The organism is Vogesella urethralis (assembly GCF_007644045.2).
Lineage (GTDB): Bacteria > Pseudomonadota > Gammaproteobacteria > Burkholderiales > Chromobacteriaceae > Vogesella > Vogesella urethralis.
In genome coordinates this window covers 1-22,527 of sequence record NZ_VMDW02000138.1, presented here as the reverse complement: position 1 = coordinate 22,527, position 22,527 = coordinate 1, and the positions used below count along the sequence as shown (strand labels likewise).

The following is a 22,527-nucleotide window of genomic DNA, read 5'->3' as shown; positions in this document are numbered from 1 at the left end:
CCGTGTGAAAGTAGGACACCGCCAGACTCCCTTAAGACAAAGCCCAGCTCAAACGAGCTGGGCTTTGTGCATTGGGGCGGCCAAAGATGCGTGACCGTGCCAAACCGACGCGTGCGATGTCCTCCCGAAATCCCCTTGCGGCCAACGTTGGCCGCCATACCTAGCCGATCCACTGGAAGCGATAGCTGTCCACCGACCTCGGCCACTCACCGCACAACCTTGGCCACGTCGCGACCCACCCCATGCCGGCCTGCGGCCGGCCCCCGGATGCGCCTGCGGCTTATGCTGGGCTACATTGGTTGGTATCGCTTCCAGGCTGTCCTGTTGCCTTTCTTGTCATTCCTGCTATCACGGGATATCGCCCGTGCCGCTGACTGTTGCATCCGGATTGCACACCCGCTGTTTTTATCGATGCGCTACCGCGCTGCGCTACTGTTATCCGATATTTTGTATACAATAGTCAGATAACCTCATCTGCTGGATCATGGAAAGACACTCATGCAATTTGTAGAGTTTGCACGCAGCCAGACTGCACTTCGGGATGCCATTACTGCGGCGTATCGCCGTGACGAGCGCGAATGCGTTGCCTTGATGATGGAGCAGGCCAGTATGCCTGCCGAGCAGGTGGCCAGCATCAAGGAGCTGGCTAGCAAGCTGGTGACGCAGGTACGTCGCGAACGCACCAAGTCCAGCGGCGTGGACGCGCTGATGCATGAGTTCACCCTGTCCAGCCAGGAAGGCATTGCGTTGATGTGTCTGGCCGAAGCGCTGCTGCGCATTCCGGACCGTCTGACCGCCGACAAGCTGATTCGCGACAAGATTTCCGGTGGCGACTGGGCATCGCACCTGGGTAACAGCGCGTCGCTGTTCGTCAATGCGGCCGCCTGGGGCCTGCTGGTGACCGGCAAACTGGTGTCTTCGCACAGCTCGCAGGGCCTGTCTGCTGCGCTGACCCGCATCATTGCCAAGGGTGGCGAGCCGCTGATCCGCAAGGGTGTCGACCTGGCCATGCGCATGCTGGGCAAGCAGTTTGTGACCGGTGAAACCATCGAAGAAGCGCTGGCCAACGGCCGCGAGCGCGAAGCGCGTGGTTACCGTTTCAGCTACGACATGCTGGGCGAAGCGGCGATGACCGAAGCCGATGCCCAGCGCTACCTGCGCGATTACGAGATGGCCATCCACGCCATCGGCAAAGAGTCCAATGGCCGTGGCATCTACAACGGCCCCGGCATCTCGGTAAAACTGTCCGCCATCCACCCGCGTTACGCGCGCATGAAGCACGAGCGCATGATGGCCGAGCTGCTGCCGCGCCTGAAAGGCCTGTTCCTGCTGGCCAAACAGTACAACATCGGCCTGAACATTGACGCCGAGGAAGCCGACCGTCTGGAAATCTCGATGGATCTGGTCGAGGCGCTGGCTAACGATCCGGACCTGAACGGCTTCGAAGGCATCGGTATCGTGGTGCAGGCGTACCAGAAGCGTTGCCCGTACGTGATTGATTACCTGATCGACCTGGCCCGCCGCACCCAGCACCGCTTCATGGTACGTCTGGTAAAAGGCGCCTACTGGGATGCCGAGATCAAGCGTGCCCAAGTGGATGGCCTGGAGGGTTACCCGGTATACACCCGCAAGGTCTACACCGACGTGTCCTACCTGGCTTGCGCCAAGAAGCTGCTGGCGGCACAGGATGCCATCTACCCGCAGTTCGCCAGCCACAACGCCTACACCCTGTCTGCCGTCTACCATCTGGCGCAGGGCAAGGATTACGAATTCCAGTGCCTGCACGGCATGGGCGAGACCCTGTACGACCAAGTCGTGGGCAAGGACAAGCTGGACAAGCCGTGCCGCATCTATGCCCCGGTAGGCTCGCACGAAACCCTGCTGGCCTACCTGGTACGTCGTCTGCTGGAAAACGGTGCCAACAGCTCCTTCGTGAACCGCATTGTGGACGAGAACGTGTCCATCGAAGAGTTGGTGGAAGACCCGGTGGCCGAAGCCAGCCGTTTTGGTGGCCTGCCCCACAACAAGATTGCCCTGCCGACCGACCTGTACGGTAGTGGCCGCAAGAACTCCGCCGGCCTGGACCTGGCCAACGAGCACGTACTGCAAGGCCTGCAGCAAGGCCTGCACGCGAGCGAACAGCAAACCTGGTTGGCCGCACCGCTGCTGGCGGACGCTGAGCCGAGCGGTACTGCCCCGCAAGCCGTGCTGAATCCGGCTAACCATCAGGACGTGGTAGGTCAGGTGCAGGAAGCCACCCGCGAAGACGTGGAGGCCGCGCTGCAAGCCGCGGTACGTGCCGCACCGGTATGGGCTGCCACCGCGCCGGCCAAGCGCGCCGAAGCGCTGGACCGCATGGCAGACCTGATGGAAGCCAATATGCCGGCGCTGATGGGCCTGGCCGTGCGCGAAGCGGGCAAGACCCTGAACAACGCCATTGCCGAAGTGCGCGAAGCGGTGGACTTCTGCCGTTACTACGCCGCCCAGGTACGCGAGGAATTCGATAACAGCCGTCACCCGGCGCTGGGCCCGGTGGTGTGCATCAGTCCGTGGAACTTCCCGCTGGCCATCTTCATTGGTGAAGTGGTGGCCTCGCTGGCCGCCGGTAACGTGGTGCTGGCCAAGCCGGCCGAGCAGACCGCGTTGATCGCCGCCTACGCCGTGGGCCTGCTGCACCAGGCGGGTGTACCGCGCGACGTACTGCAGTTCCTGCCGGGCCGTGGCGAAGTGGTGGGTGCCGCGCTGACTGCCGATGCGCGCATCAAGGGCGTGATCTTCACCGGCTCCACCGAAGTGGCGCAGATTATCAACCGCACGCTGTCGGCCCGCGCCGAAGACGTGGCGCTGGTCGCCGAAACCGGCGGCCAGAACGCGATGATCGTCGACAGCTCGGCGCTGCCGGAGCAAGTGGTTACCGACGTGCTGAGCTCGGCGTTCGATAGCGCCGGCCAGCGTTGCTCGGCCCTGCGCGTCCTGTACCTGCAGGAAGACATCGCCGACAAGGTGGTGACCATGATCAAGGGCGCGATGGACGAGCTGCGCGTGGGCAACCCGGCGCGCTTCGATACCGATATCGGCCCGGTGATCGACGCCGAAGCCCAGCAAGGCCTGTTGCGCCATATCAATGGCCTGAAAGACAAGGCGCGTAGCATCTACCAGGCCAAACTCACCGCCGAGTGCGCCCAGGGTACCTACGTAGCGCCGACCCTGTTCGAGATCGACCATATCGGCCTGCTGCAGCGCGAAGTGTTCGGTCCGGTACTGCACGTGATCCGCTTCCACGCCGGTGACCTGGACAAGGTCATCGCCGAGATCAACAGCACCGGTTACGGCCTGACCCACGGTGTGCACAGCCGTATCGATGAAACCATCGAGCGCATCACCAGCACCATTCGTGTCGGCAACATCTACGTCAACCGCAACATCGTCGGTGCCGTGGTCGGCGTGCAGCCGTTTGGCGGCGAAGGCAAGTCCGGTACCGGCCCGAAAGCCGGTGGCCCGTTCTACCTGTACCGCCTGACCCGTGGTCACTGGGACGCCCAGCTGGCGCGTCTGGCCGATGCCCAACCGTTGGCCGCACTGGACGCGCTGCAAGCCGCGCTGCCACAACTGGGCCTGGACGACGGTGCCCGTCAGCACCTGCTGCAAGTGATTGCCGACGCGCGCAGCGAAACCCCGCTGCACCACGGCCTGACCCTGCCGGGCCCGACAGGCGAAAACAACAGCCTGCGCTTTGCCCCGCGTGGCCAGGTAGCGTGCGCTGCCGACAATATGGAAGCGCTGCTGATGCAGCTGGCTGCCGCGTTTGCCACCGGCAACCGTGTGCTGCTGGCCGACAGCGTGCACGCCCAGAAAGTGGCGGCCGTGCTGCGTGGCGCGGTACAGGTGGTAGCGCAGGTAGACGATGCCGACGTATCCGCCGTGCTGTACGCCGGCCCGGATGCCGAAGTGCTGCGCCAGAAGCTGGCGCGCCGCGACGGCGCCCTCATTCCGCTGCTGCTGGTAGAGCAGGGCGGGTACAACCTGCACCGTCTGGTGGTAGAGCGCGCGGTGAGCGTCAATACCACAGCCGCAGGTGGTAATGCCAGCCTGATGAGCATCGGTGACTGATCAGGCTTGCTAAGGCGTGGCGGCATTGAAATAATGCCGCCACCGTGCTTCACCGTCAGCCAGACGGACCGAAACTGGCAAGAGCAACCCCGAGATAAAGAAGAGAGACAAAATGCAACTGAACAAACTGACCAGCCTTACTGTCGCTGTTGCCGCCGCCCTGGCCTTTGCCGGCTGCAGCAAAAAAGAAGAAGCCCCGGCTGCCGACGCTTCCAGCGCCGCTGCTGCTGCCCCGGCCGGTGCCGAAGTGATCAAGATCGGCTTTGCCGCGCCGCTGACCGGCCCGCAAGCCCACTACGGCGAAGAGTACAAAAACGGCGTGACCCTGGCGATTGAAGATGCCAACGCCGAGAAGCCGACCATCGGCGGCAAGCCGGTCACCTTCGAGCTGGTAGCCGAAGACGACCAGGCCGACCCGAAAACCGCGACCCAGCTGGCTCAGAAGTTCGTGGACAACAAAGTGAACGGTATCGTCGGTCACTTCAACTCCGGCACTTCCATCCCGGCTTCCAAGATCTACTCCGACGCCGGCCTGCCGCAAGTAGCCATGGCTACCGCCCCGACCTTCACCCAGCAAGGTTACAAAACCACCTTCCGCTCCATGACTTCCGACACCCAGCAGGGTTCGGTCATGGGCAAATTCGTGGTAGAGAAACTGGGCGCCAAGAAAGTGGTGATCGTGGACGACCGCACCGCCTACGGCCAAGGCCTGGCTGACGAATTCGAAAAAGCCGTGAAAGCCGCTGGCGGCAGCGTGGTGAAACGCGAGTTCACCAACGACAAAGCCACCGACTTTGCCGCCATTCTGACCACCATCAAGGGCGCTTCCCCGGACGTGGTGTTCTACGGTGGTGCTGACGCCCAGTCCGCCCCGATGGCCAAGCAGATGAAGCGCCTGGGCCTGAAAGCCCCGCTGATCTCCGGCGAAATGACCAAGACCCCGACCTTCCTGAAACTGGCCGGCAAAGAAGCCGACGGCACCATCGCCTCGCTGGCTGGCCTGCCGCTGGAAAAAATGCCGAAAGGTCCGGACTACGCTACCCGCTACAAGGCACGTTTCAACATGGACGTTGCCACCTACTCCCCGTACGGCTATGACGCTACCCGCGTGCTGATCGCCGCCATGAAAGAGGCGAACTCCGCCGAGCCGGCGAAATACCTGCCGGTACTGGCCAAGATCAACTACGCAGGCGTGACTTCGTCCAACTGGTCCTACGACGACAAGGGCGACCTGAAAGACGGCGGCATCACCGTGTACAAGGTTGAAGGCGGCGAGTGGAAAGTAATGGAAACCATCGGTGGCGGCGCACCCGCTGCTGCTACGGCTTCCGCTGCCCAGTAAGCCTGGCATGCGCCCCTGAGAGGGGGCTGGAGAGAGAAAAGCCCTTCCGCTTGCGGAAGGGCTTTTTGTTGCCTGGTGGTGTCCCCGGCGAGCCTGCGGCCAACCTGGCAGCTTGCCCAGGTTGGCCGCAGCGTTTGCCATGTTGTCGGGCGGATCAGTCCAGCTCGTGCCGGCGTGGCAGGTCCGGCCCGCGCCGCGAGCAGGTGAGTGCGGCCGCCCGGGTGGCAAACTGCACCATGGCATCAATCTGGGCCCGTGACAGGCTGGCCACACCGCGTGGCGAAGCCAGCGCTTGTTCAGCCAGGTAGCACAGCAGGCCGGCCTGGAACGTGTCGCCAGCTCCCACCGTATCCACCACGCTGACGGCTGTGGCAGGTTGCTGCCATTCACCGTGCTGGCGGCTGAACACGCTGACGCCGTCGCCACCGCGTGTCATCAGAACCAATTGGCAGGCGCCGGACAGCCAGCGCCGCGCCGTCTCGGCCGGATCGGTGTCCGGGTACAGTAGCTGCAGGTCCTCATCGCTGACCTTGATCAAGTCCACCAGTCCGGCGTGGTGTTCGATCACCTCGCGCCAGCGCCCGAGGTCCGGTTCCACATTCAGGCGGATGTTCGGGTCCAGCGTACACAAGCGCTGGCCGCTCTCACGCTGCAACAGCGTGGCGAGGGCTTCTGCCGTCGGCGAGCGCACCAAGGCGTAGGAGCCAAAGTGGATACCGGCAATCTGCTCGTTCAGCGTTGGCAGCTCGGCGGTGGTCAGGCTGGCTTCCGGTGCTTTATCGCCATAAAAGGCGTATTGCGGATGACCGTTGGCGTCCAGACTGACCAGTGCCAGCGTGGTGGGTAATGCCCGTTGCAGCAGATAGCGGGTGGTAACGTTTTCCTGCTGCAGGACGGCCTGCAGCTGTTGGCCCAGAAAGTCGCTGGACACGGCGCCCAGTAGCGCCGACGGCTGGCCAAGCCTGGCCACGCCGATGGCCACGTTGAACGGTGAGCCACCGGGAATGGCGCGGTAGTCCAGCGCAGGCCAGCTGGTCTTGCCGTTTTGCAGGAATACATCGAATAGTGCTTCGCCACAGATCAGGAACATCTGGCAGTCTCCTGGCTAGGATCAGACAGCAGGCTCATGGCTGCTGCCGGGTAAGGGGTAAGGCCGGCGGGCGGTGGCGATAGATATCGCGAAAGCGCTGCAGGCGGGGAAGCAGGGCTGCATGACGGCTGGGGTCCGGCTGATAGACCGCCTTGACCGGCGGGCGGGTACACACCGTGGCCAGTTCGCCGCCATCGGCCAGCCAGCCCAGCCGCGCCGCACCCAGCGCACCGCCGGCCTCGCTGCCCACATGGGTGACAATGTTGAGGTCCAGCGCGTCGGCCAGCAGTTGTGCCCAGTACGGGCTGCGTGCGCCGCCGCCCACCAGTGACAGCTCGCTGACCTGGCTGCCGGCAGCGCGTAGTGCATCCAGCCCGTCCACCATGCCGAAGCTCACGCCCTCCAGTACGGCATAGCCCAGCGCGGCGCGGTCATGTGCCTGGGTGAGACCCCAGAACACGCCGGGGGCAAACGGGTCGTTGTGCGGCGTTCGCTCGCCGGACAGATACGGCAGGAACAGCGGTGCGGCGTCCAGCGTCGGGTGGTCCAGTGCTTCGATTTCCTGCAGCAAGCTGGCCTCATCCACGCTGGTCAGGCGGCAGAACCAGCGCAGGCAGCTGGCTGCGGCCAACATCACGCTCATCTGATTCCAACGCCCCGGCAGGGCATGGCAGAAGGTATGCAGTGCCGAGTCGGGGTTGGGGCGGAAGTGGTCATCGACCACGAACATCACACCGGAGGTACCCAGCGACAGGAAACCGTCACCGGGTGCCACGGCGCCGATGCCGATGGCACTGGCCGCCCCGTCACCGGCCCCCCCGGCTACGATGACGCCGGGAGACAGCCCCCACGCCGCGGCCAGCGCAGGCAGCAAGGTACCGGCAGCTTGCGGGCCTTCCACCAGGCGGGGCATATGGCTGCGATCCAGGCCGCAGGCCGCCAGCAGGGTGTCGGACCAGTCACGCGCGGCCACGTCCAGCCATAGCGTGCCGGACGCATCGGAGGTATCACCGACCTTGTCGCCGGTCAGCAGCAAACGCAGGTAGTCCTTGGGCAGCAGCACGCAGCGGGTCGCCGCAAACACGGCGGGCTCATGGCGGGCTACCCACAGCAGCTTGGGGGCGGTAAAGCCCGGCATGGCCAGGTTGCCGGCCACTTGATGCAGCGACGGCGCCGCGCGGGTCAGCGCCGCACACTCGGCCACGCTGCGCAGATCATTCCACAGGATGGCGGGCCGCAATACGCGGTCGTCAGCATCCAGCAGCACGGCGCCGTGCATCTGGCCGGACAGGCCGATGGCGCGCACTTCGGCAAAGGCCGCACCAGCTTTGTCGCGCAAGCGGGCAATGGCGGTGCAGGTGGCGTCCCACCAGGCTTGCGGGTCTTGTTCCGACCAGCCCGGCTGTGGCCGCGACACGCTGAGCGTTTCGCCGGCCACGGCGGCCAGGTGGCCTTGCCCGTCCAGCAGCACGACTTTCACTTCCGACGTGCCAAGATCGATTCCTAGATACATCCCTTCCTCCGCAATCGGGTGCTAGTTGGCCGCATCCTGCGTGGCCAGCCAGCTGTCCACCCGCGCCAGCGCGCGGCTGAGCAGGCTGTAGAGGGCAGGCGTACCGGCCAGATCCCCCCACAGCATGGGGTTGGCCGCATAGGCGGCCACGACATCGTCGGCGGCCAGCATGTGTTGGCAGGCAACCGGCTCCATGATGCCGTCCTGATAGGCATACGGCAGCGCACCGGCCTGCCAGCGTTGCAGGAAACGCAGGAACAGGGCGGGCAGCACGGCAGTATGAACAGGGTCGGCGCCGCGTGCTACTGCCTGTTGTAGCGTAGGGGCAATGAAGCCGGGAATCTTGGAGAAACCGTCGGCGGCTACACGCTGGTTGCTGTCCAGGATGTAGGGGTTGCTGAAGCGGTCCAGTACCGTGTCGCGGTAGGCGGCCAGGTCCAGCGGGCTGGGGCTGAGGCAGGGGATGACGTCGTGGGTGACGTAGTCGTGCGTCATCTGGCGGATGCTGGGGACGGCCGTGCTGTCATGGATGTACAGTAGGCCGCGCAGCGTGCCGGCCCAGGCAATGCAGCTGTGGCTGGCGTTCAGGATGCGGATCTTGGCTTCTTCGTACGGCAAGACCGAGTCCACGGTTTCCACGCCTACCGCTTCCAGCGCCGGGCGGCCGGCGATGAAGCGGTCTTCCACCACCCACTGGATGAACGGCTCGGCCATCAGCGCGCAGGGGTCTTGCTGGCCGGTGGCTTGCAGCACGCGGGCGCTGACTTCCGGCGTCGGGCGCGGGGTGATGCGGTCCACCATGGTATTGGGGGTGCTGGTGTAGCGGTTTACCCAGGCCAGCAGCGTGTGTTCGCCGCGCAGGGTCAGAAACTGCTGCAGACCTTGCTGGAAGCGTTCGCCATTGTGGCGCAGATTGTCGCAGTTCAGCAGGGTGACCGGGGCGTTGCCGGCGGCCTGACGCGCCCGCAGGATGGCAGCGACGGCACCGTAGATGGTGTTCAGCCCGCCGTTCAGGTCGGCGGCCAGGTCGGGGTTGGCGGTGTCCAGTTGGTGCGAATGGTCGAGGTAGTAGCCGCCTTCGGTCACGGTAAACGAGATGATGCGGGTATCGGCGTCGGCCCCCTTGGCAATCAGCGGCTGCAGGTCGGCTTGCCACGGCACGATGTTGCTGATGGCGTGCACGGTTTCATAGCGGTGTTCGCCTGCTGGCGAAATGGTTTCCAGCGTGTAGCGGCCTTGCTGGGCGGCCAGTTGGTCCAGCAGCGGTGCCATGTCGGCGCGGATATTGGCCAGTGCCAGTGCCCAGCGGGCCTGGCCGTGCTTGTCCAGCTGGTCCAGGTACCAGGCCTGATGGGCACGATGAAAAGAGCCGGCACCAATGTGCAGCCAGCAGGGGGTGGCGGAAGCGGTAGACATGTTCGGGTTGTCCTGTCATGACGGGTGAAGACAAGCCTTCCCCCTGCCGGGCCCGTGACGGGCCTGGCATGCTGGGGAGGTTGGCCGCAGTGCGGCCGGGTTCAGGGGTTTAGCAGACCTCGGCGGTCTCGGTCGCCAGCGCCGGGGTGCGGGCCAGCGCCACGCCGTCCTCGCGGAACAGGTGGCAGTGGTGCGGCGGAATGGCAAAGCCGACGCGGCTGCCGTGGGTGGCGTTCTGGCCATCCGGCATGCGGCTCACCAGCGGGTCACTGGCGCTGTCCGATTCGGCGTACAGGTAGGAAAAGTCGCCTAGGCTTTCCACCGTGCTGACCTGGCCGTAGACGCTGGGCTGCTGCTCGTCACGGCGCAGGTATTCCGGGCGTACGCCCAGGGTGACGGCTTCACCGGTGTTCAGGCTGCTGCCATCGACGCAGACGGTCTGCAGGCCGCCATCCCGTATCTGCACGGTGACTTGCTGAGGGTTGGCCGACACCACCACGCCTTCGATGAAGTTCATCTTGGGCGAGCCGATAAAGCCGGCGACGAAGCGGTTGGCCGGGTGGTGGTACAGGGTTTGCGGGCTGCCTACCTGTTCGACGCGGCCGGCGGACAGCACCACGATCTTGTCGGCCAGGGTCATGGCTTCTACCTGGTCGTGGGTGACGTAGATCATGGTGGTCTTGAGGTCCTGGTGCAGGCGGGAGAACTCCAGCCGCATCTTCACGCGCAGCGCGGCGTCCAGGTTGGACAGCGGCTCGTCAAACAGGAACACCTTGGGTTCGCGGGTAATGGCGCGGCCAATGGCCACGCGCTGGCGCTGGCCGCCGGACAGGGCCTTGGGTTTGCGGTCCAGCAGGTGGTCGATGTGCAGGATCTTGGCGGCTTTCTGTACCGCAGCGTCGATCTCGGCCTTGGACTTGCCGGCCAGTTTCAGGCCGAAGGCCATGTTGTCGTACAGCGACATGTGCGGGTAGAGCGCATAGCTCTGGAACACCATGGCGATGCCGCGCTTGGCCGGCGGAATATCGTTGACACGCTCGTCGCCGATATACATGTCGCCGCCGCTGATGTCTTCCAGGCCGGCAATCATGCGCAGCAGCGTGGATTTGCCGCAGCCGCTGGGGCCGACAAAAACCACGAACTCGCCGTCGGCGATATCCAGCTGGATGTCGCGCATCACTTCCGGGTTGTCACCGTAGCGTTTGCTGATGTTGCGCAGGGTAACGCTTGCCATGTTGAGTCTCCTTGGGCAGCCGTCTGGGCCACCCGGTAGCGATTAGGGTTGTGCCTGGCAGAGGCGGGCCACCAGGGCCGGCAGGTCTGCCATGTCATCAAAAGTGTGTCGGGCGCCGCAGTCGCGCAGCCGCTGGGCCTGGCCGTCGGCAATGTGGCCAGCACCGGTAAAGCCCAGCACCGTCATGCCGGCGGCGCTGGCGGCGCGGGTGCCGGTGACGCTGTCTTCCACCACCAGGCAGCGTGCCGGGCTGGCGCCCAGGCCGCGGGCGGCATGCAGGAACAGGCCGGGGTCGGGTTTGGCGATGCCCACTTCGTCGGCGCAGTACACGTGCGGGCCGAAGTGCGCCAGCAGGCCGGTCTGGGCCAGCGAGCTGCGCACACGGTTGGCCGCACTGTTGCTGGCGCAGGCCTTGGGTAGCGGGATGGCGCGCAGCGCGGCGTCCACGCCACGAATAGGGCGGGCCAGGCGTGCCACTTCGTCTTCGATGTGGTGGCGCATGGCGGCGACCGCGTCGTCGCCCAGCGGCAGCGGGTGCTGGCGGCCGATATCGGCCAGCAGGTCGGGCAGGGTCAGGCCCAGCCGCGGGCGCACCAGCGCGTCCAGGTCTTGCCCCGGCAGCAGCGGTGCCAGCTGCTGCAGCAGGGCGTCGAAGGCGATGGCTTCGCTGTCCAGCAGTACGCCGTCGCAATCGCTGATCAGGTGGGTATAGGCGGGCATCACTTCACCGCTCCGAAGGTCAGGCCACGTACCAGCTGTTTCTGCGTCAGCCAGCCCAGCACCATGATGGGCGCCACGGCCAGCAGCGAGGCCGCGGACAGCTTGGCCCAGAACAGGCCCTCGGGGCTGGAGTAGGAGGCGATGAACACCGTCAGCGGCGCAGCGTTGGCGCTGGACAGGTTAATGCTCCAGAACGCCTCGTTCCACGACAGGATCAGCAGCAGCAGGGCGGTAGACGCCAGGCCCGGCAGCGACATCGGCAGCAGCAGGTAGCACACTTCCTGCCAGGTGCTGGCACCGTCAATGCGCGAGGCTTCCAGGATTTCCTTGGGCACTTCGCAGAAGTAGGTGTAGGTCATCCATACCGCAATCGGCAGGTTGATCAGCGTGTAGATGATGATCAGGCCGCTGACGGTATCGAGCAGGCCGATGTTCTTCCACAGCAGGTACACCGGCAGCAGCACGCCTACCGATGGCATCATCTTGGTGGACATCATCCACAGCAGCACTTTCTGCGTTTTGGCAGTGGGGAAAAACGCCATGCTGTACGCGGCCGGGATGGCAATCAGCAGGCTCAGCAGCGTCACGCCACCGGAAATGGCGATGGAGTTGGCCGCAAAGCCCAGGTAATTGCTGCGCGCGAAGACCTCGCGGAAGCTTTCCAGCGTGGGGGTGAAGAACAGCGACAGCTGGTAGGCCTGACTTTCGGTCTTGAACGCGGTCAGCATCATCCACAGGATGGGGAAGAAGATCAGCAGGGCCAGCGTCCAGGCCAGGGCCGTGGTCAGCACATATTGCAGCTGGCGGGATGCAGTACGTTTCATCGTTCGTTCTCCCCCTTCAGGTTGTTGGCCAGCATGCGTACCAGGAACACCGACACGATATTGGCGAGGATCACGGCCAGGATGCCGCCGGTAGAGGCCATGCCCACATCGAACTGCTGCAGGCCCAGCTGGTAGATCAGGTAGGACAGCGTAGTGGTGGCGGTGCCGGGGCCGCCGGCGGTGGTGGTGTAGATTTCGGCAAAAATGGACAGCAGGAAGATGGTCTCGATCATCACCACCACGCCGATGGCACGTTTCAGATGCGGCAGCACGATGTGGAAGAACATGGCGATGGGGCCGGCGCCGTCGATCTGGGCGGCTTCTTTCTGCTCCTGGTCCAGCGACTGGATGGCAGTTAGCAGGATCAGGAAGGCAAACGGCAGCCATTGCCAGCTGACGATGATGATGATGGACAGCATCGGGTATTCGCCCAGCCAGTCCACCGGCGGCAGCCCCAGTGCGGTGGTGGCGGCGGCGATCAAGCCGTACACCGGGTGCAGCAGCATGTTTTTCCAGATCAGCGCGCTGACCGTCGGCATCACGAAGAAGGGCGCAATCACCAGCAGTCGGGCCACGCCGCGGCCCATGAACGGCTGGTCGTACAGCACGGCCAGCAGCACGCCGCCGACCACGGAAATCACCAGTACGGCTACCGTCAGCAGCAGGGTATTGAATACGGCCGGCAGGAAGGCCGGGTCGCTCCACATGAACTGGTAGTTCTGCAGCCCGACGAAGCCGGTGTCTTCAGGGCTGAGCAGGTTGTAACGGATCAGCGAAAACCAGACCGTCATCAGCAGCGGCACGATGGACCACAGCAGCAGGCTGACAACGGCCGGCGATTGCAGCCAGCGCTGCATCCAGCGGCCAGGCCGGGCGCCGGCGGCGGGGCCGGGGCTGCCGGTGGCGTCTTTGCGCAGGGCAGGGTGGGCAGAGGAGTGCATGGGGTATCTCGTCTTGTTATGGTCCGGAAGCCGGGTTGCCGGCAAACAGCGGCAACCCGGCGGCGGTGGTAAGGCTTACTTCTGGTAACCGCCCTGGATCACGGCACGGTTGGCCGTGGCTTGGCCGGCTTTCAGCGCAGCGTCCACCGTCATATTGCCGGCCAGTGCGCCGGAGATGGCTTGGCCTACCACGGTACCGAAGGACTGGAACTCCGGAATGCCGACAAACTGGATACCGCTATACGGGGCTTTTTTCAGCGTGGCATCGTTGGGGTTGGCAGACTGGATGGCGCTCAGGACGAACTTGGCAAACGGTGCGGCCTTCACGTATTCCGGCTGGTTGTAGGTGGAGATGCGGGTACCCGGCGGGACGGACGTCCAGCCCAGATCGTTGGCCACCAGCTTGATGTATTCCTTGGAGGTAGCCCACTGCACGAACTTCTTGGCGGCGTCATCCTGCTTGGACGACTTCGGTACCGCCAGCGCCCACGACCACAGCCAGCTGCTGCCTTTGGCCGTCACACCAGTCGGCGCCTGGGCAAAGCCTACCTTGTCGGCCACTTGCGATTCTTTCGGGTTGAACAGCATGCCGGCCGCCACGGTGGCGTCGATCCACATGCCGCACTTGCCGCTGGCAAACAGGGTCAGGTTTTCGTTGAAGCCGTTGGTGCTGGCGCCCGGCGGGCCGTATTTCTTCAGCAGGTCAACGTAGAAGCTCACCGACTTTTTCCATTCCGGGCTGTCGATGGTGGCTTTCCAGTTCTCGTCAAACCAGCGGCCGCCGTTGGCGTTGACCAGCGTGGTGAGGTAGGCCATGTTTTCACCCCAGCCCGCCTTGCCGCGCAGGCAGATACCGTACACGCCGCCTTTTTCCTTCAGCACTTTGGCGTAGTCGGCAATCTGGGTGTAGGTCGGCTTCTCCGGCATGGTCAGGCCCAGTTTGGCAAACAGGTCCTTGCGGTAGAAGGTCATCGAGCTTTCGACATAGAACGGCAGCGCGTACAGCTTGCCGCCGTAGGACAGGCCGTCACGCGCGGTTTTCACCACGTCGTTCAGGTCGTACTCGGGCGCCAGGTTGTCCATCGGGTTCAGCCAGCCCTTCTTCGCCCATAGCGGGGCTTCGTAGGTGCCGATCATCATTACGTCGAACTTGCCGCTGTTGGTGGCGATGTCGGTGGTCACGCGCTGGCGCAGTACGTTTTCTTCCAGTACCACCCAGTTCAGCTTGATGTCCGGGTTCTGTTTTTCGAAGGCCGGCGACAGCTTTTTCAGCTCCACCATGTCCGGGTTGTTCAGGGCGGCAATGGTCAGCGTGGTGGCTGCTTGGGCGGACAGGGCGGCCAAGGCCAGGGCGCAGGCGGCGGCCAGACGGCCGGCGTGGCGTGCTGTGAATCGGGTCATGCTTTATCTCCTCGTTATGTTGTGGTGCTGCACGGGCAGCGTGGCTGGGCAACCGGCCAGCCAGCGGTAAAAACGGGTACCGGGCCTAGCTCATCCAGTTGCCGCCATCGACATTCAGGGTCTGGGCGGTGATGTAGTCGGCGTCGGCGCTGGCCAGGAATACGGCGGCGCCGGCCAGGTCGTCGGGGCGGCCCATGCGGCCCAGCGGCACGGCTGCGCCGACCTGGCGTTTTTTTTCGCCGGGGGCCAGGCCTTCATAGCGGGCAAACAGTGCGTCCACCGCCTGCCACATCGGCGTGTCCACCACGCCGGGGGCGATGGCATTGACGCAGATGCCATGCGGCGCCAGCGCCAGCGCGGCAGACTGGGTATAGCTGATGACGGCAGCCTTGGTAGCGCAGTAGTGCGAGACCAGCGCTTCGCCGCGCCGGCCGGCTTGCGACGACAGGTTGATGATCTTGCCGCCGTGCCCTTGGGCCACCATCTGGCGGGCCACGGCCTGCATCAGGAAGAACATGCCTTTGACGTTGACGTCGAACAGGCGCTGGTAGCTGTCGCGGCTGGCTTCCAGCAGCGGGGCCATGTCGAAGATGGCGGCGTTGTTGTACAGGATGTCGATGCGACCGAAGCGGGCCACGGCCTCGCTTACCAGGCGCGCGATGTCGGCTTCGACGGTGATGTCTGCCGGCAGCCACAGCGTGCGTTCCGGGTGGCTGGCCAGCAAGGCGGCCAGCTCGTCGGAGAGGTGCAGGTCTGCCAGCACGCACAGCGCGCCTTCTGCCAGATAGCGGCGGCTGACAGCCAGACCGATACCGTTGGCCGCGCCGGTGAGGACGGCCACCTTGTTGTTCAGCTTCACGTGCAGGCTCCTGTGTTGTCTTGTTCTGGGCATTTGCCCTTTGTGCGGGCAAATATTCATATTAACGAAAAGCAGTGTCAAGCCACGGGCCGGCAAATAGCGCGATGCTGCTGTGCACCATGATTCCTTTTTGCCACCTGCTGCCGGCAACGCGGCACGGCTTGACGCAGCAGGGGCGTTCGGTGGTACAAATCGCGACGCGGGATGAATCTGCATCAACAGGGAGGGCGGCATGCCCAGACAACAAGACAAGCTGGACTTGGCGGCACGGGCGGCCTGGCTGTATTTTGTGGCCGGCAAGACGCAGAACGAGCTGGCCGACCAGCTCAACGTGTCGCGCCAGGTGGCGCAGCGGCTGGTGGCCACGGCAGTGGAGCGCGGGCTGGTAAAGGTGACGGTGCATCATCCGGTGGCCGATTGCCTGTCGCTGGCCGACCAGCTGCAGGCACGTTTCGGCCTCACCATGTGCGAGGTGGTGCCCTATGACCAGGACAGCCCGGCCGAGCTGCAACGCAAGCTTGCCGTGGCCGGCGCTCGCGTGTTCGAGCGCTATCTGGATGTGCCGGAGCCGCGGGTGGTGGAGCTGGGCTCCGGCCGCACGCTGAAGGCCATCATCGACGAGATGGCCGAGCTCAGCTGCCCGCAGCACCGGCTGGTGTCGCTGATCGGGACCATCGCGCACGATGGCGCTTCCAACCGCTACGACGTGGCCTTGCCGGCGTCGGAAAAGACGCAGAGCCAGTACTACCTGCTGCCGGCGCCGCTGTACGCCGACAGCGCCGAAGACCGTGCGCAGTGGTGCCAGCACCGGCTGTACCGGGTGGTGGAGTCGATGAGCCGCCGCGCCGACGTTGCCTTCATCGGCATCGGCACTATTGATGATGGCTGCCCGCTGCAGGCCGACGGCTTTCTGGGGGCGGAGGAAATCACCGTACTGAAGTCGCAGCAGGCAGTGGCCGAGCTGATTGGCCGGCCGATCGACGCCCGCGGCGAGCTGGTGGCGAGCCCGGTGCAGCAGCGGGTAACCAGCCTGGCGCTGGAGCGTCCGCCACGCCGTCCGCTGATTGCTTTTGCCGTCGGCGAGCGCAAGGCGGCGGCTATTCTGGCGGTGTTGCGTGGCCGCTGGTTGAGCGGCCTGGTGACCGATGAAGCCTGTGCCCGCTACATCCTGGCGCACAGCGACGATCTGACCTGAGCCTGCGATCACCAGAATGACACAAGGCCCTGTCCGTTACGGACAGGGCCTTGTCGTGCCTGTGCGGCCAACCTTTACCCGGCAGTACGCCAGGGTTGGCCGCATCCGTGTGGTGGGTTCACGACGGCGGCGCGTCTGGCGACAGCACCGAATGCAGGGTAGACCGCATCAGGCCGATGGCGAGCAGGTAGCCCAGCCACCAGAACGGGTTCAGCAGTGACAGCAGCCGTGGCCGTGCCAGCCACCCTGCTACCCGCTGCCGCGCGTCGTCTTCGGGGTAGTACCAGTCCGGTAAGGCCATGCCTGCGCTGGCGTAGACTACCAGCGTGAACAAGGCGAACGCGCCGCACACTTCGCGATAGGCAATATGCTGTAGTTCACGGCTGCTCAGGCCGGTGGCGGCCAGTTGGGCGCGGAATGCGGCCAACTCGGCGGCATCGTACGACGTGTCTACCCACACCTGGGCCAGCACGCCCCACGCGATCTGCCTGCCGGACAGCGCCGCCATCGTGCCTAGCGGCTGTACCAGCCCACCGGGCCGGGCTGCAGGTTGATGTTGACCTGTTTCACCTGCTGGTACTCCAGCAGGCCGTTGACGCCCAGGTCGCGGCCGTAGCCGCTCATCTTGTAGCCGCCCCACGGCGCTTCGTTGAAGGTGGGGTTGTAGCAGTTGATCCAGGTGACGCCGGCGCGCAGCGCCTTCATCACCCGCAGCGCCCGCGCACCGTCGGTGGTGAACACGCCGCCGGCCAGGCCGTACGGCGTATCGTTGGCCAGGCGGATGGCTTCGGCTTCGTCGCTGAAGGTCTGGATCGCCACTACCGGGCCGAACACTTCCTCGCGGCAGATTTCCATCTCGCTGCGGCAGTTGTCGAAGATGGTGGGGCGCAGGAAGTAACCATTGGCGCAGTCGCCGTCGGTATGGCGTTGGCCGCCGCACACCAGGGTGGCGCCCTCGGCCTTGGCGCGTTCGATGAAGCCCAGCACTTTTTCCAGCTGGCCGGCGGAAACCAGCGGGCCGATGTCCGGGTCGTTGACGCCGGGGCCGATGGTCATCGCGTTGGCGCGTTCCGCCAGCCGGGCTACGAAGCGGTCTTTCAGCGACGCCTCGATCAGGATGCGGGAGCCAGCCGAACACACCTGGCCCTGGTTGAAGAACACGCCGATCATCGCCCATTCCACCGCGCCTTCCAGGTCGGCGTCGGCAAAGATGATGTTGGGCGACTTGCCGCCCAGCTCCAGCCCCACGCGCTTGAGGTTGCCTACCGCGGCGCGGGCGATCAGCTGGCCGGTGCGGGTGCTACCGGTGAAGGTGATCATGTCCACGTCGTGGCTGTCGGCCAGCGGCTGGCCGGCGGCCGGGCCGCTGCCCAGCACCAGGTTGGCGGTACCTGCCGGCAGGCCCACCTCGTGGAAGATTTCAAACAGCACCACCGACGATAGCGGCGTGAGCTCGCTGGGCTTGAACACCACGCAGTTGCCGGCGGCCAGCGCCGGGGCCAGCTTCCAGGTGGCCATCAGCAGCGGGTAGTTCCACGGCGTGATCAGGCCGCACACGCCTACCGGTTCGTGCAGGCTGTAGGCGTGCATCGGGCCGAAACCGTCCGGCACCTCGTACACGCCGCCTTGCGGCTTGCCGATCAGGCCGGCGTAGTAACGGAAGCAGGCGGCGGCGTCTTCGATGTCGCAGCGCGCTTCGCGCAGCGGCTTGCCGTTGTCCAGACAGTCCAGCAGCGCCAGCTCTTCGGTACGGGTGCGGATGGCGTCGGCAATGCGGTACAGCATGTCGGCGCGGCGCGGGCCGCTCATGTGGCGCCAGTCGCCTTGCTCGTAGAAGGCGTGCTTGGCGGCGGCAATGGCTTGCAGCGTGTCTTCTGCCGTGCTGTCGGCGACCACGCCGATGACGTCGCCGTTGGCCGGGTTGAGGATGTCGCGGGTATGGCCCAGCAGCGCGGGTTGCCACTGGCCGTTGATGTAGTTGAGGCGGGTCTGCATGGTGTCTCCGGTAGCGGGTACGGCAGGCATCGATAAGGCCGCGCGTCAGGCGCGGGCGATGTAGATCTTGCGCAGGGTGCGGCGTACGGTCCAGGTGGTGGCGGTGCCGGCTTTCAGGAAACCGACGCTGCCGGGCTGTAGCTGCAGCGGTGCGGTGCCGTCGTCAAAGCTGACGGTGGCGTCGCCGTCCAGCACCACGAAGCATTCGTCCACTTCGATATCGGTGGTGACCGACGGCGACATCTCCCACACGCCGATGGCGACATCGCCCAGCGTGGCCAGCTCGGCCACGCCGACGGTGGCCGGGCCTTGTACGATTTTGGCCGGGTCTACCGGCTGGTAGGCCAGCTCGGCGGTGGTGGCCAGCAGGGCGTAGTTGCCCAGTAGCGTTTGCGTTGTCATGGCAGCTTTCCCTTGCGGTAACAGTGTGGGTGCCAGCGGCGGCCAGGGTTGGCCGCGGCGGTGTGTCAGGAATCGAAGCCCAGGCCCAGCGCATCCATGCCGCGCAGAAAGGCATTGCGCCGGCCGTGGTTGTGGTCGGCACGGTCCAGGCTCCAGCGCATGGCCTGCACCACGGTGTAGGTCAGCGGCTCGGGCGGGAAGGGCAGCGGCATCTCGCGCACCATGCGCAGCCGGGTGCGTTCGGTATCCAGGCCTTCTACCTTGTCCAGCAGCACGTTGGCCGCAAAGCGCGTGGCGCCCACGCCCAGGCCGGTAAAGCCGGCGGCCAGCGCCACCTTGCCGTCCATGGCGTCGGTAAAGAAGGCGCAGAAGCGCGACGAGGTGTCGATCACCCCGGCCCAGCGGTGGCTGAAGCGCAGGCCGGCCAGCTGCGGGAAGGTGGTGAAGAAGTGGCTGGCCAGCCGTTCAAAGCTTTCCGGCCGCTCTTCGTATTCCGGCTTGATCTTGCCGCCCAGGTGGTAGATAGCATCGTAACCGCCAAACAGGATGCGGTTGTCGCGCGTCAGCCGGTAGTAATGGAACTGGTTGCCGACGTCGGCAATGCCCTGGCGGTGCTGCCAGCCGATGGCGGCCAACTGCTCTGCGCTGAGCGGCTCGGTCATCAGCACGTAGTCGTACACCGGGATGGTGTGCCAGCGGTAGCGCTTCAGCAGCGAGGGGAAGGCATTGGTGGCCAGAATCACCCGCTCGGCCAGCACGTGGCCCTGTGCGGTGTCGACGCGCACCCGCTCGCCTTGGTGGCTAATGCCGGTGGCGGCGCTGTGTTCGAAAAAGCGCACGCCCAGCTGGCGGGCCACGCGTGCCAGGCCCGCAACCAGCTTGCCGGGGTGGATCATGGCGGTGCCGTCGCGGTCCCAGTGGCCGGCCAGAAAGGTAGGCGAGTTCACTTCGGCGCGGATGGCGGCCTCGTCCAGACAGCCTTCGCCGTCAAAGCGCGCCACCTGGTACGGTTCCACCGCCACTTCCAGTACGCCGGTGCGCTCGAAGTCGCAGTCGATGCCGTAACGCGCCAGCGTGGCTTCCAGCTGGTTCAGGTTGTCCAGGCCCAGCGCTTCCAGCTGGGCAAACTCTTCCGGCCAGCGCTTCAGGCCGTTGTCCTCGCCGTGGGTCAGGCTGGCTTCGCAGAAGCCACCGTTGCGCCCCGACGCCGCCTGGCCGACGCGGCCGGCTTCCAGCAGCACCACGTCGCGCCCTGGCTGGCGTTCTTTGGCCATCAGCGCCGACCACAGCCCGAGAAAACCGCCGCCGACAATCAGCAGCGCGCTGCGCACCTCCCCCTGCAACGCAGGTGCGGCCGGGCCGCGGTCAACGTCGTCCAGCCAGAACGGTGCAGCTTTACTGGCGGCGAGGGCATGACGGATGGTGTCCGCACTGGGCGGAAGGCGTTCGTAGACGGTCTGTGCCATAGAGGGTGGGCTGTGTGGTGGATGAGTTGTTTATAGCGCGAGTGTGCGCCATTTCCGCTAAGGATGACTTGCCATTCGCGCAAGTTAAATACAATATTTCCAAACTTCAGTTTGCGGATGATTAACGTAATGAGCAAGCCGGTAACGCTGGGGCAGGTGAGTGATTTCGACATCCGCCTGCTGCGCATTTTCAAGACCGTGGTGGAGTGCGGCAGTTTCTCGGCCGCCGAAAGCGTGCTGGGCATCAGCCGCTCGGCCATCAGCCTGCACATGGGCGACCTGGAAAAACGGCTGGGCGTGTGCCTGTGCCGCCGTGGCCGCGCCGGCTTTGCGCTGACCGACGAGGGCCGCGAAGTGCTGCGTGCGGCCAACATCCTGCTGTCGGCCATCGAGGACTTCCGCGACGAAGTGAACCAGCTGCACCGCCAGCTGCGTGGCGACCTCAACATCGGCATCATTAACAACCTGGTCACGCAGTCGCACATGCATGTTACCAAGGCGCTGAAGGCGTTGAGCGCGCGCGGCCCCGGCGTGTGCATCAACATCGCCATGATGGTGCCCAGCGACATCGAGCAGGGCGTGCTGGACGGCACGCTGCACGTGGGGGTGATCCCCGAAATCCACCCCTTGCCGGGCCTGGCCTATTTGCGCCTGTACGAGGAACAGTCGTCGCTGTACTGCAGCAGCGAGCATCCGTTCTTTCTGTCGCCGGTGCCGGACGACACCGCCATCCGCCAGGCGCACGCCATCTTCCCCAATTACCGCATTACCGACGAGGCGCACCGCTGGCTGGGCCAGCTGCACTGTACTGCCAAGGCGTCCGACCGCGAAGGCATTGCCTTCCTGATCCTGAGCGGCCACTACATCGGCTTTCTGCCCGACCACTACGCCGCCACCTGGGTCGCGCGCGGCCAGATGCGCGCCATCCGCCCCGACGAATACCGCTACAGCACGCCGCTAAGCGTGGTGGTGCGCAAAGGCCGGCGCAGCAATATGGTGCTGGACAGCTTTCTGGGCGAACTGGGCGCGCCGGATACCGGGCGGGAGGGGAGCTAACAGGGCAGGAGGTTGGCCGCAGGTGCGGCATATGAAAAAACCCGCCAGGTGGCTAATGCCAGTCAGTGAGGCGAATGTGCTTGGCCATCAAGTAGGAAGGCGTGAGTGAAGCGCCCCATCCCGTTGGCGCGAGCCGGTCAAAATGGTGCGCCCCAGGTTTTAAGACGCCGATTTGTTTGAGCCCCGAGCCGTTAGCTAGGGGCGAGTTCGGCGGCGCCTGGGGCGTGCCGTTTTGACCGGGGTTTCGAGCAGCCCCGGGTTGCGGGGGAATGAAAAGGGGGCGGCAATCCGCCCCCTTTCCCGTCTGCCGGGCGGAACCGGCATCTAATCATCGTCCGCATAGCGGACACACTAGCGCATTTCAACGAAACAAACCCCTAACCAAAAAACGCCAGTCAGCATTAACTGACTGGTATTACGCCAGGTATTGGGTTTGATTTTGCGGGCAGACGGTGCTGACCTCCGCAGCCCCCATCTCGCGACGGTGCCGATGAGGGTGAAAGCGCAAAAAGCGCCGTACCCAATTGACGTATTGCTGCTCGGTGTGCAGGCGGCCATGCCCGGCTCGCAGCGTCTGGCACAACCCATCGGGCAAGCGTGGCGCGGCAGTGCCATCTGGCTGTGTACTTTCAGGCATTGGCAACCTCAATAGCTTGTAAAACAATGAAAAATGCGCATATCATGCCTGGTTATACACACAGATAAACCAAATATACACCTGCAAAGATGTATATTTCACGTTAGGCAACACAAATGCCATCCAACTCATCCGCCGACGCAACAGCGAAAACGTTCGTTGAATTCGTAAACCTCATCGAATCACTCGACCTAGTTTCCAATACCCCGATATTTCGTGGTCAAGCATTCGAAGGCAACCTGCTGCCGGGTCGACGTCCCCCCAATCTCAGTAGCACTACGCTTTAGAGTCCAAGGCTAATTTACCTGATTTCTCCGCCAGTAATT

The 22,527-nt window shown here is 64.6% G+C and carries 18 protein-coding genes; 4 read left to right on the top strand and 14 right to left on the bottom strand.

Features of this window, described 5'->3' with window-relative positions; genetic code table 11:
- Positions 1 to 498 precede the first annotated feature (498 nt).
- A complete protein-coding gene (gene putA, locus FLQ03_RS18415) occupies positions 499 to 4,110 on the top strand; it encodes a trifunctional transcriptional regulator/proline dehydrogenase/L-glutamate gamma-semialdehyde dehydrogenase (RefSeq protein WP_144374044.1) in 3,612 nt (1,203 codons plus the stop codon).
- 112 nt (positions 4,111 to 4,222) lie between these two features.
- Positions 4,223 to 5,452 (top strand): branched-chain amino acid ABC transporter substrate-binding protein, encoded by a 1,230-nt coding sequence (locus tag FLQ03_RS18410; RefSeq protein ID WP_144374043.1) that lies wholly within the window; start codon positions 4,223 to 4,225, stop codon positions 5,450 to 5,452.
- Between the two features lie 154 nt (positions 5,453 to 5,606).
- Here FLQ03_RS18410 and FLQ03_RS18405 read toward each other — a convergent pair whose 3' ends face one another.
- The 9 genes from FLQ03_RS18405 to FLQ03_RS18365 all read right to left on the bottom strand — a co-directional run bounded on the left by FLQ03_RS18405 (position 5,607) and on the right by FLQ03_RS18365 (position 15,450).
- Positions 5,607 to 6,542, bottom strand: coding sequence for a carbohydrate kinase family protein (locus tag FLQ03_RS18405; RefSeq protein WP_144374042.1), 936 nt, complete (start codon positions 6,540 to 6,542; stop codon positions 5,607 to 5,609).
- Positions 6,543 to 6,576: 34 nt separating this feature from the next.
- The gene (gene xylB, locus FLQ03_RS18400; RefSeq protein WP_144374041.1) at positions 6,577 to 8,055 is read right to left on the bottom strand and encodes a xylulokinase; all 1,479 of its coding nucleotides are present in this window, start codon (positions 8,053 to 8,055) and stop codon (positions 6,577 to 6,579) included.
- A 21-nt stretch (positions 8,056 to 8,076) separates the two neighbouring features.
- Positions 8,077 to 9,471, bottom strand: coding sequence for a D-arabinitol 4-dehydrogenase (gene dalD, locus FLQ03_RS18395; RefSeq protein WP_144374040.1), 1,395 nt, complete (start codon positions 9,469 to 9,471; stop codon positions 8,077 to 8,079).
- Positions 9,472 to 9,580: 109 nt separating this feature from the next.
- A complete protein-coding gene (gene ugpC, locus FLQ03_RS18390; RefSeq protein ID WP_144374039.1) occupies positions 9,581 to 10,705 on the bottom strand; it encodes a sn-glycerol-3-phosphate ABC transporter ATP-binding protein UgpC in 1,125 nt (374 codons plus the stop codon).
- A 42-nt stretch (positions 10,706 to 10,747) separates the two neighbouring features.
- Positions 10,748 to 11,425: an HAD-IA family hydrolase gene (locus FLQ03_RS18385; RefSeq protein WP_144374038.1), complete on the bottom strand. Its 678-nt coding sequence runs from the start codon at positions 11,423 to 11,425 to the stop codon at positions 10,748 to 10,750.
- Positions 11,425 to 12,249 (bottom strand): carbohydrate ABC transporter permease, encoded by an 825-nt coding sequence (locus FLQ03_RS18380; RefSeq protein WP_144374037.1) that lies wholly within the window; start codon positions 12,247 to 12,249, stop codon positions 11,425 to 11,427. Before FLQ03_RS18380 ends, FLQ03_RS18385 begins: the two co-directional genes overlap by 1 nt.
- A complete protein-coding gene (locus tag FLQ03_RS18375) occupies positions 12,246 to 13,190 on the bottom strand; it encodes a carbohydrate ABC transporter permease (RefSeq protein ID WP_144374036.1) in 945 nt (314 codons plus the stop codon). Before FLQ03_RS18375 ends, FLQ03_RS18380 begins: the two co-directional genes overlap by 4 nt.
- 75 nt (positions 13,191 to 13,265) lie before the next feature.
- Positions 13,266 to 14,591: an ABC transporter substrate-binding protein gene (locus FLQ03_RS18370; protein ID WP_144374035.1), complete on the bottom strand. Its 1,326-nt coding sequence runs from the start codon at positions 14,589 to 14,591 to the stop codon at positions 13,266 to 13,268.
- Positions 14,592 to 14,676: 85 nt separating this feature from the next.
- Entirely contained in the window at positions 14,677 to 15,450 is a 774-nt protein-coding gene (locus tag FLQ03_RS18365; RefSeq protein WP_144374034.1) for an L-iditol 2-dehydrogenase, read from the bottom strand.
- A gap of 232 nt (positions 15,451 to 15,682) precedes the next feature.
- Between FLQ03_RS18365 and FLQ03_RS18360 the strand changes: the two genes are divergently transcribed.
- Entirely contained in the window at positions 15,683 to 16,645 is a 963-nt protein-coding gene (locus tag FLQ03_RS18360; protein ID WP_144374033.1) for a sugar-binding transcriptional regulator, read from the top strand.
- 118 nt (positions 16,646 to 16,763) lie between these two features.
- On the opposite strand, the gene FLQ03_RS18355 is transcribed toward FLQ03_RS18360, so the two are convergent.
- The 4 genes from FLQ03_RS18355 to FLQ03_RS18340 form a co-directional block, all read right to left on the bottom strand.
- Positions 16,764 to 17,153 (bottom strand): DUF7079 family protein, encoded by a 390-nt coding sequence (locus FLQ03_RS18355; protein WP_144374032.1) that lies wholly within the window; start codon positions 17,151 to 17,153, stop codon positions 16,764 to 16,766.
- Between the two features lie 5 nt (positions 17,154 to 17,158).
- The gene (locus tag FLQ03_RS18350; RefSeq protein WP_144374031.1) at positions 17,159 to 18,640 is read right to left on the bottom strand and encodes an aldehyde dehydrogenase family protein; all 1,482 of its coding nucleotides are present in this window, start codon (positions 18,638 to 18,640) and stop codon (positions 17,159 to 17,161) included.
- Positions 18,641 to 18,685: 45 nt separating this feature from the next.
- Positions 18,686 to 19,042, bottom strand: a complete 357-nt coding sequence (locus tag FLQ03_RS18345) for a cupin domain-containing protein (protein WP_144374030.1) — start codon at positions 19,040 to 19,042, stop codon at positions 18,686 to 18,688.
- Positions 19,043 to 19,107: 65 nt separating this feature from the next.
- Positions 19,108 to 20,508 (bottom strand): NAD(P)/FAD-dependent oxidoreductase, encoded by a 1,401-nt coding sequence (locus tag FLQ03_RS18340; RefSeq protein WP_144374029.1) that lies wholly within the window; start codon positions 20,506 to 20,508, stop codon positions 19,108 to 19,110.
- A 129-nt stretch (positions 20,509 to 20,637) separates the two neighbouring features.
- Between FLQ03_RS18340 and FLQ03_RS18335 the strand changes: the two genes are divergently transcribed.
- Entirely contained in the window at positions 20,638 to 21,564 is a 927-nt protein-coding gene (locus tag FLQ03_RS18335; protein ID WP_144374028.1) for a LysR family transcriptional regulator, read from the top strand.
- A 415-nt stretch (positions 21,565 to 21,979) separates the two neighbouring features.
- On the opposite strand, the gene FLQ03_RS19715 is transcribed toward FLQ03_RS18335, so the two are convergent.
- Entirely contained in the window at positions 21,980 to 22,201 is a 222-nt protein-coding gene (locus FLQ03_RS19715) for a phage integrase N-terminal SAM-like domain-containing protein (protein ID WP_420855668.1), read from the bottom strand.
- Positions 22,202 to 22,527: the final 326 nt, after the last annotated feature.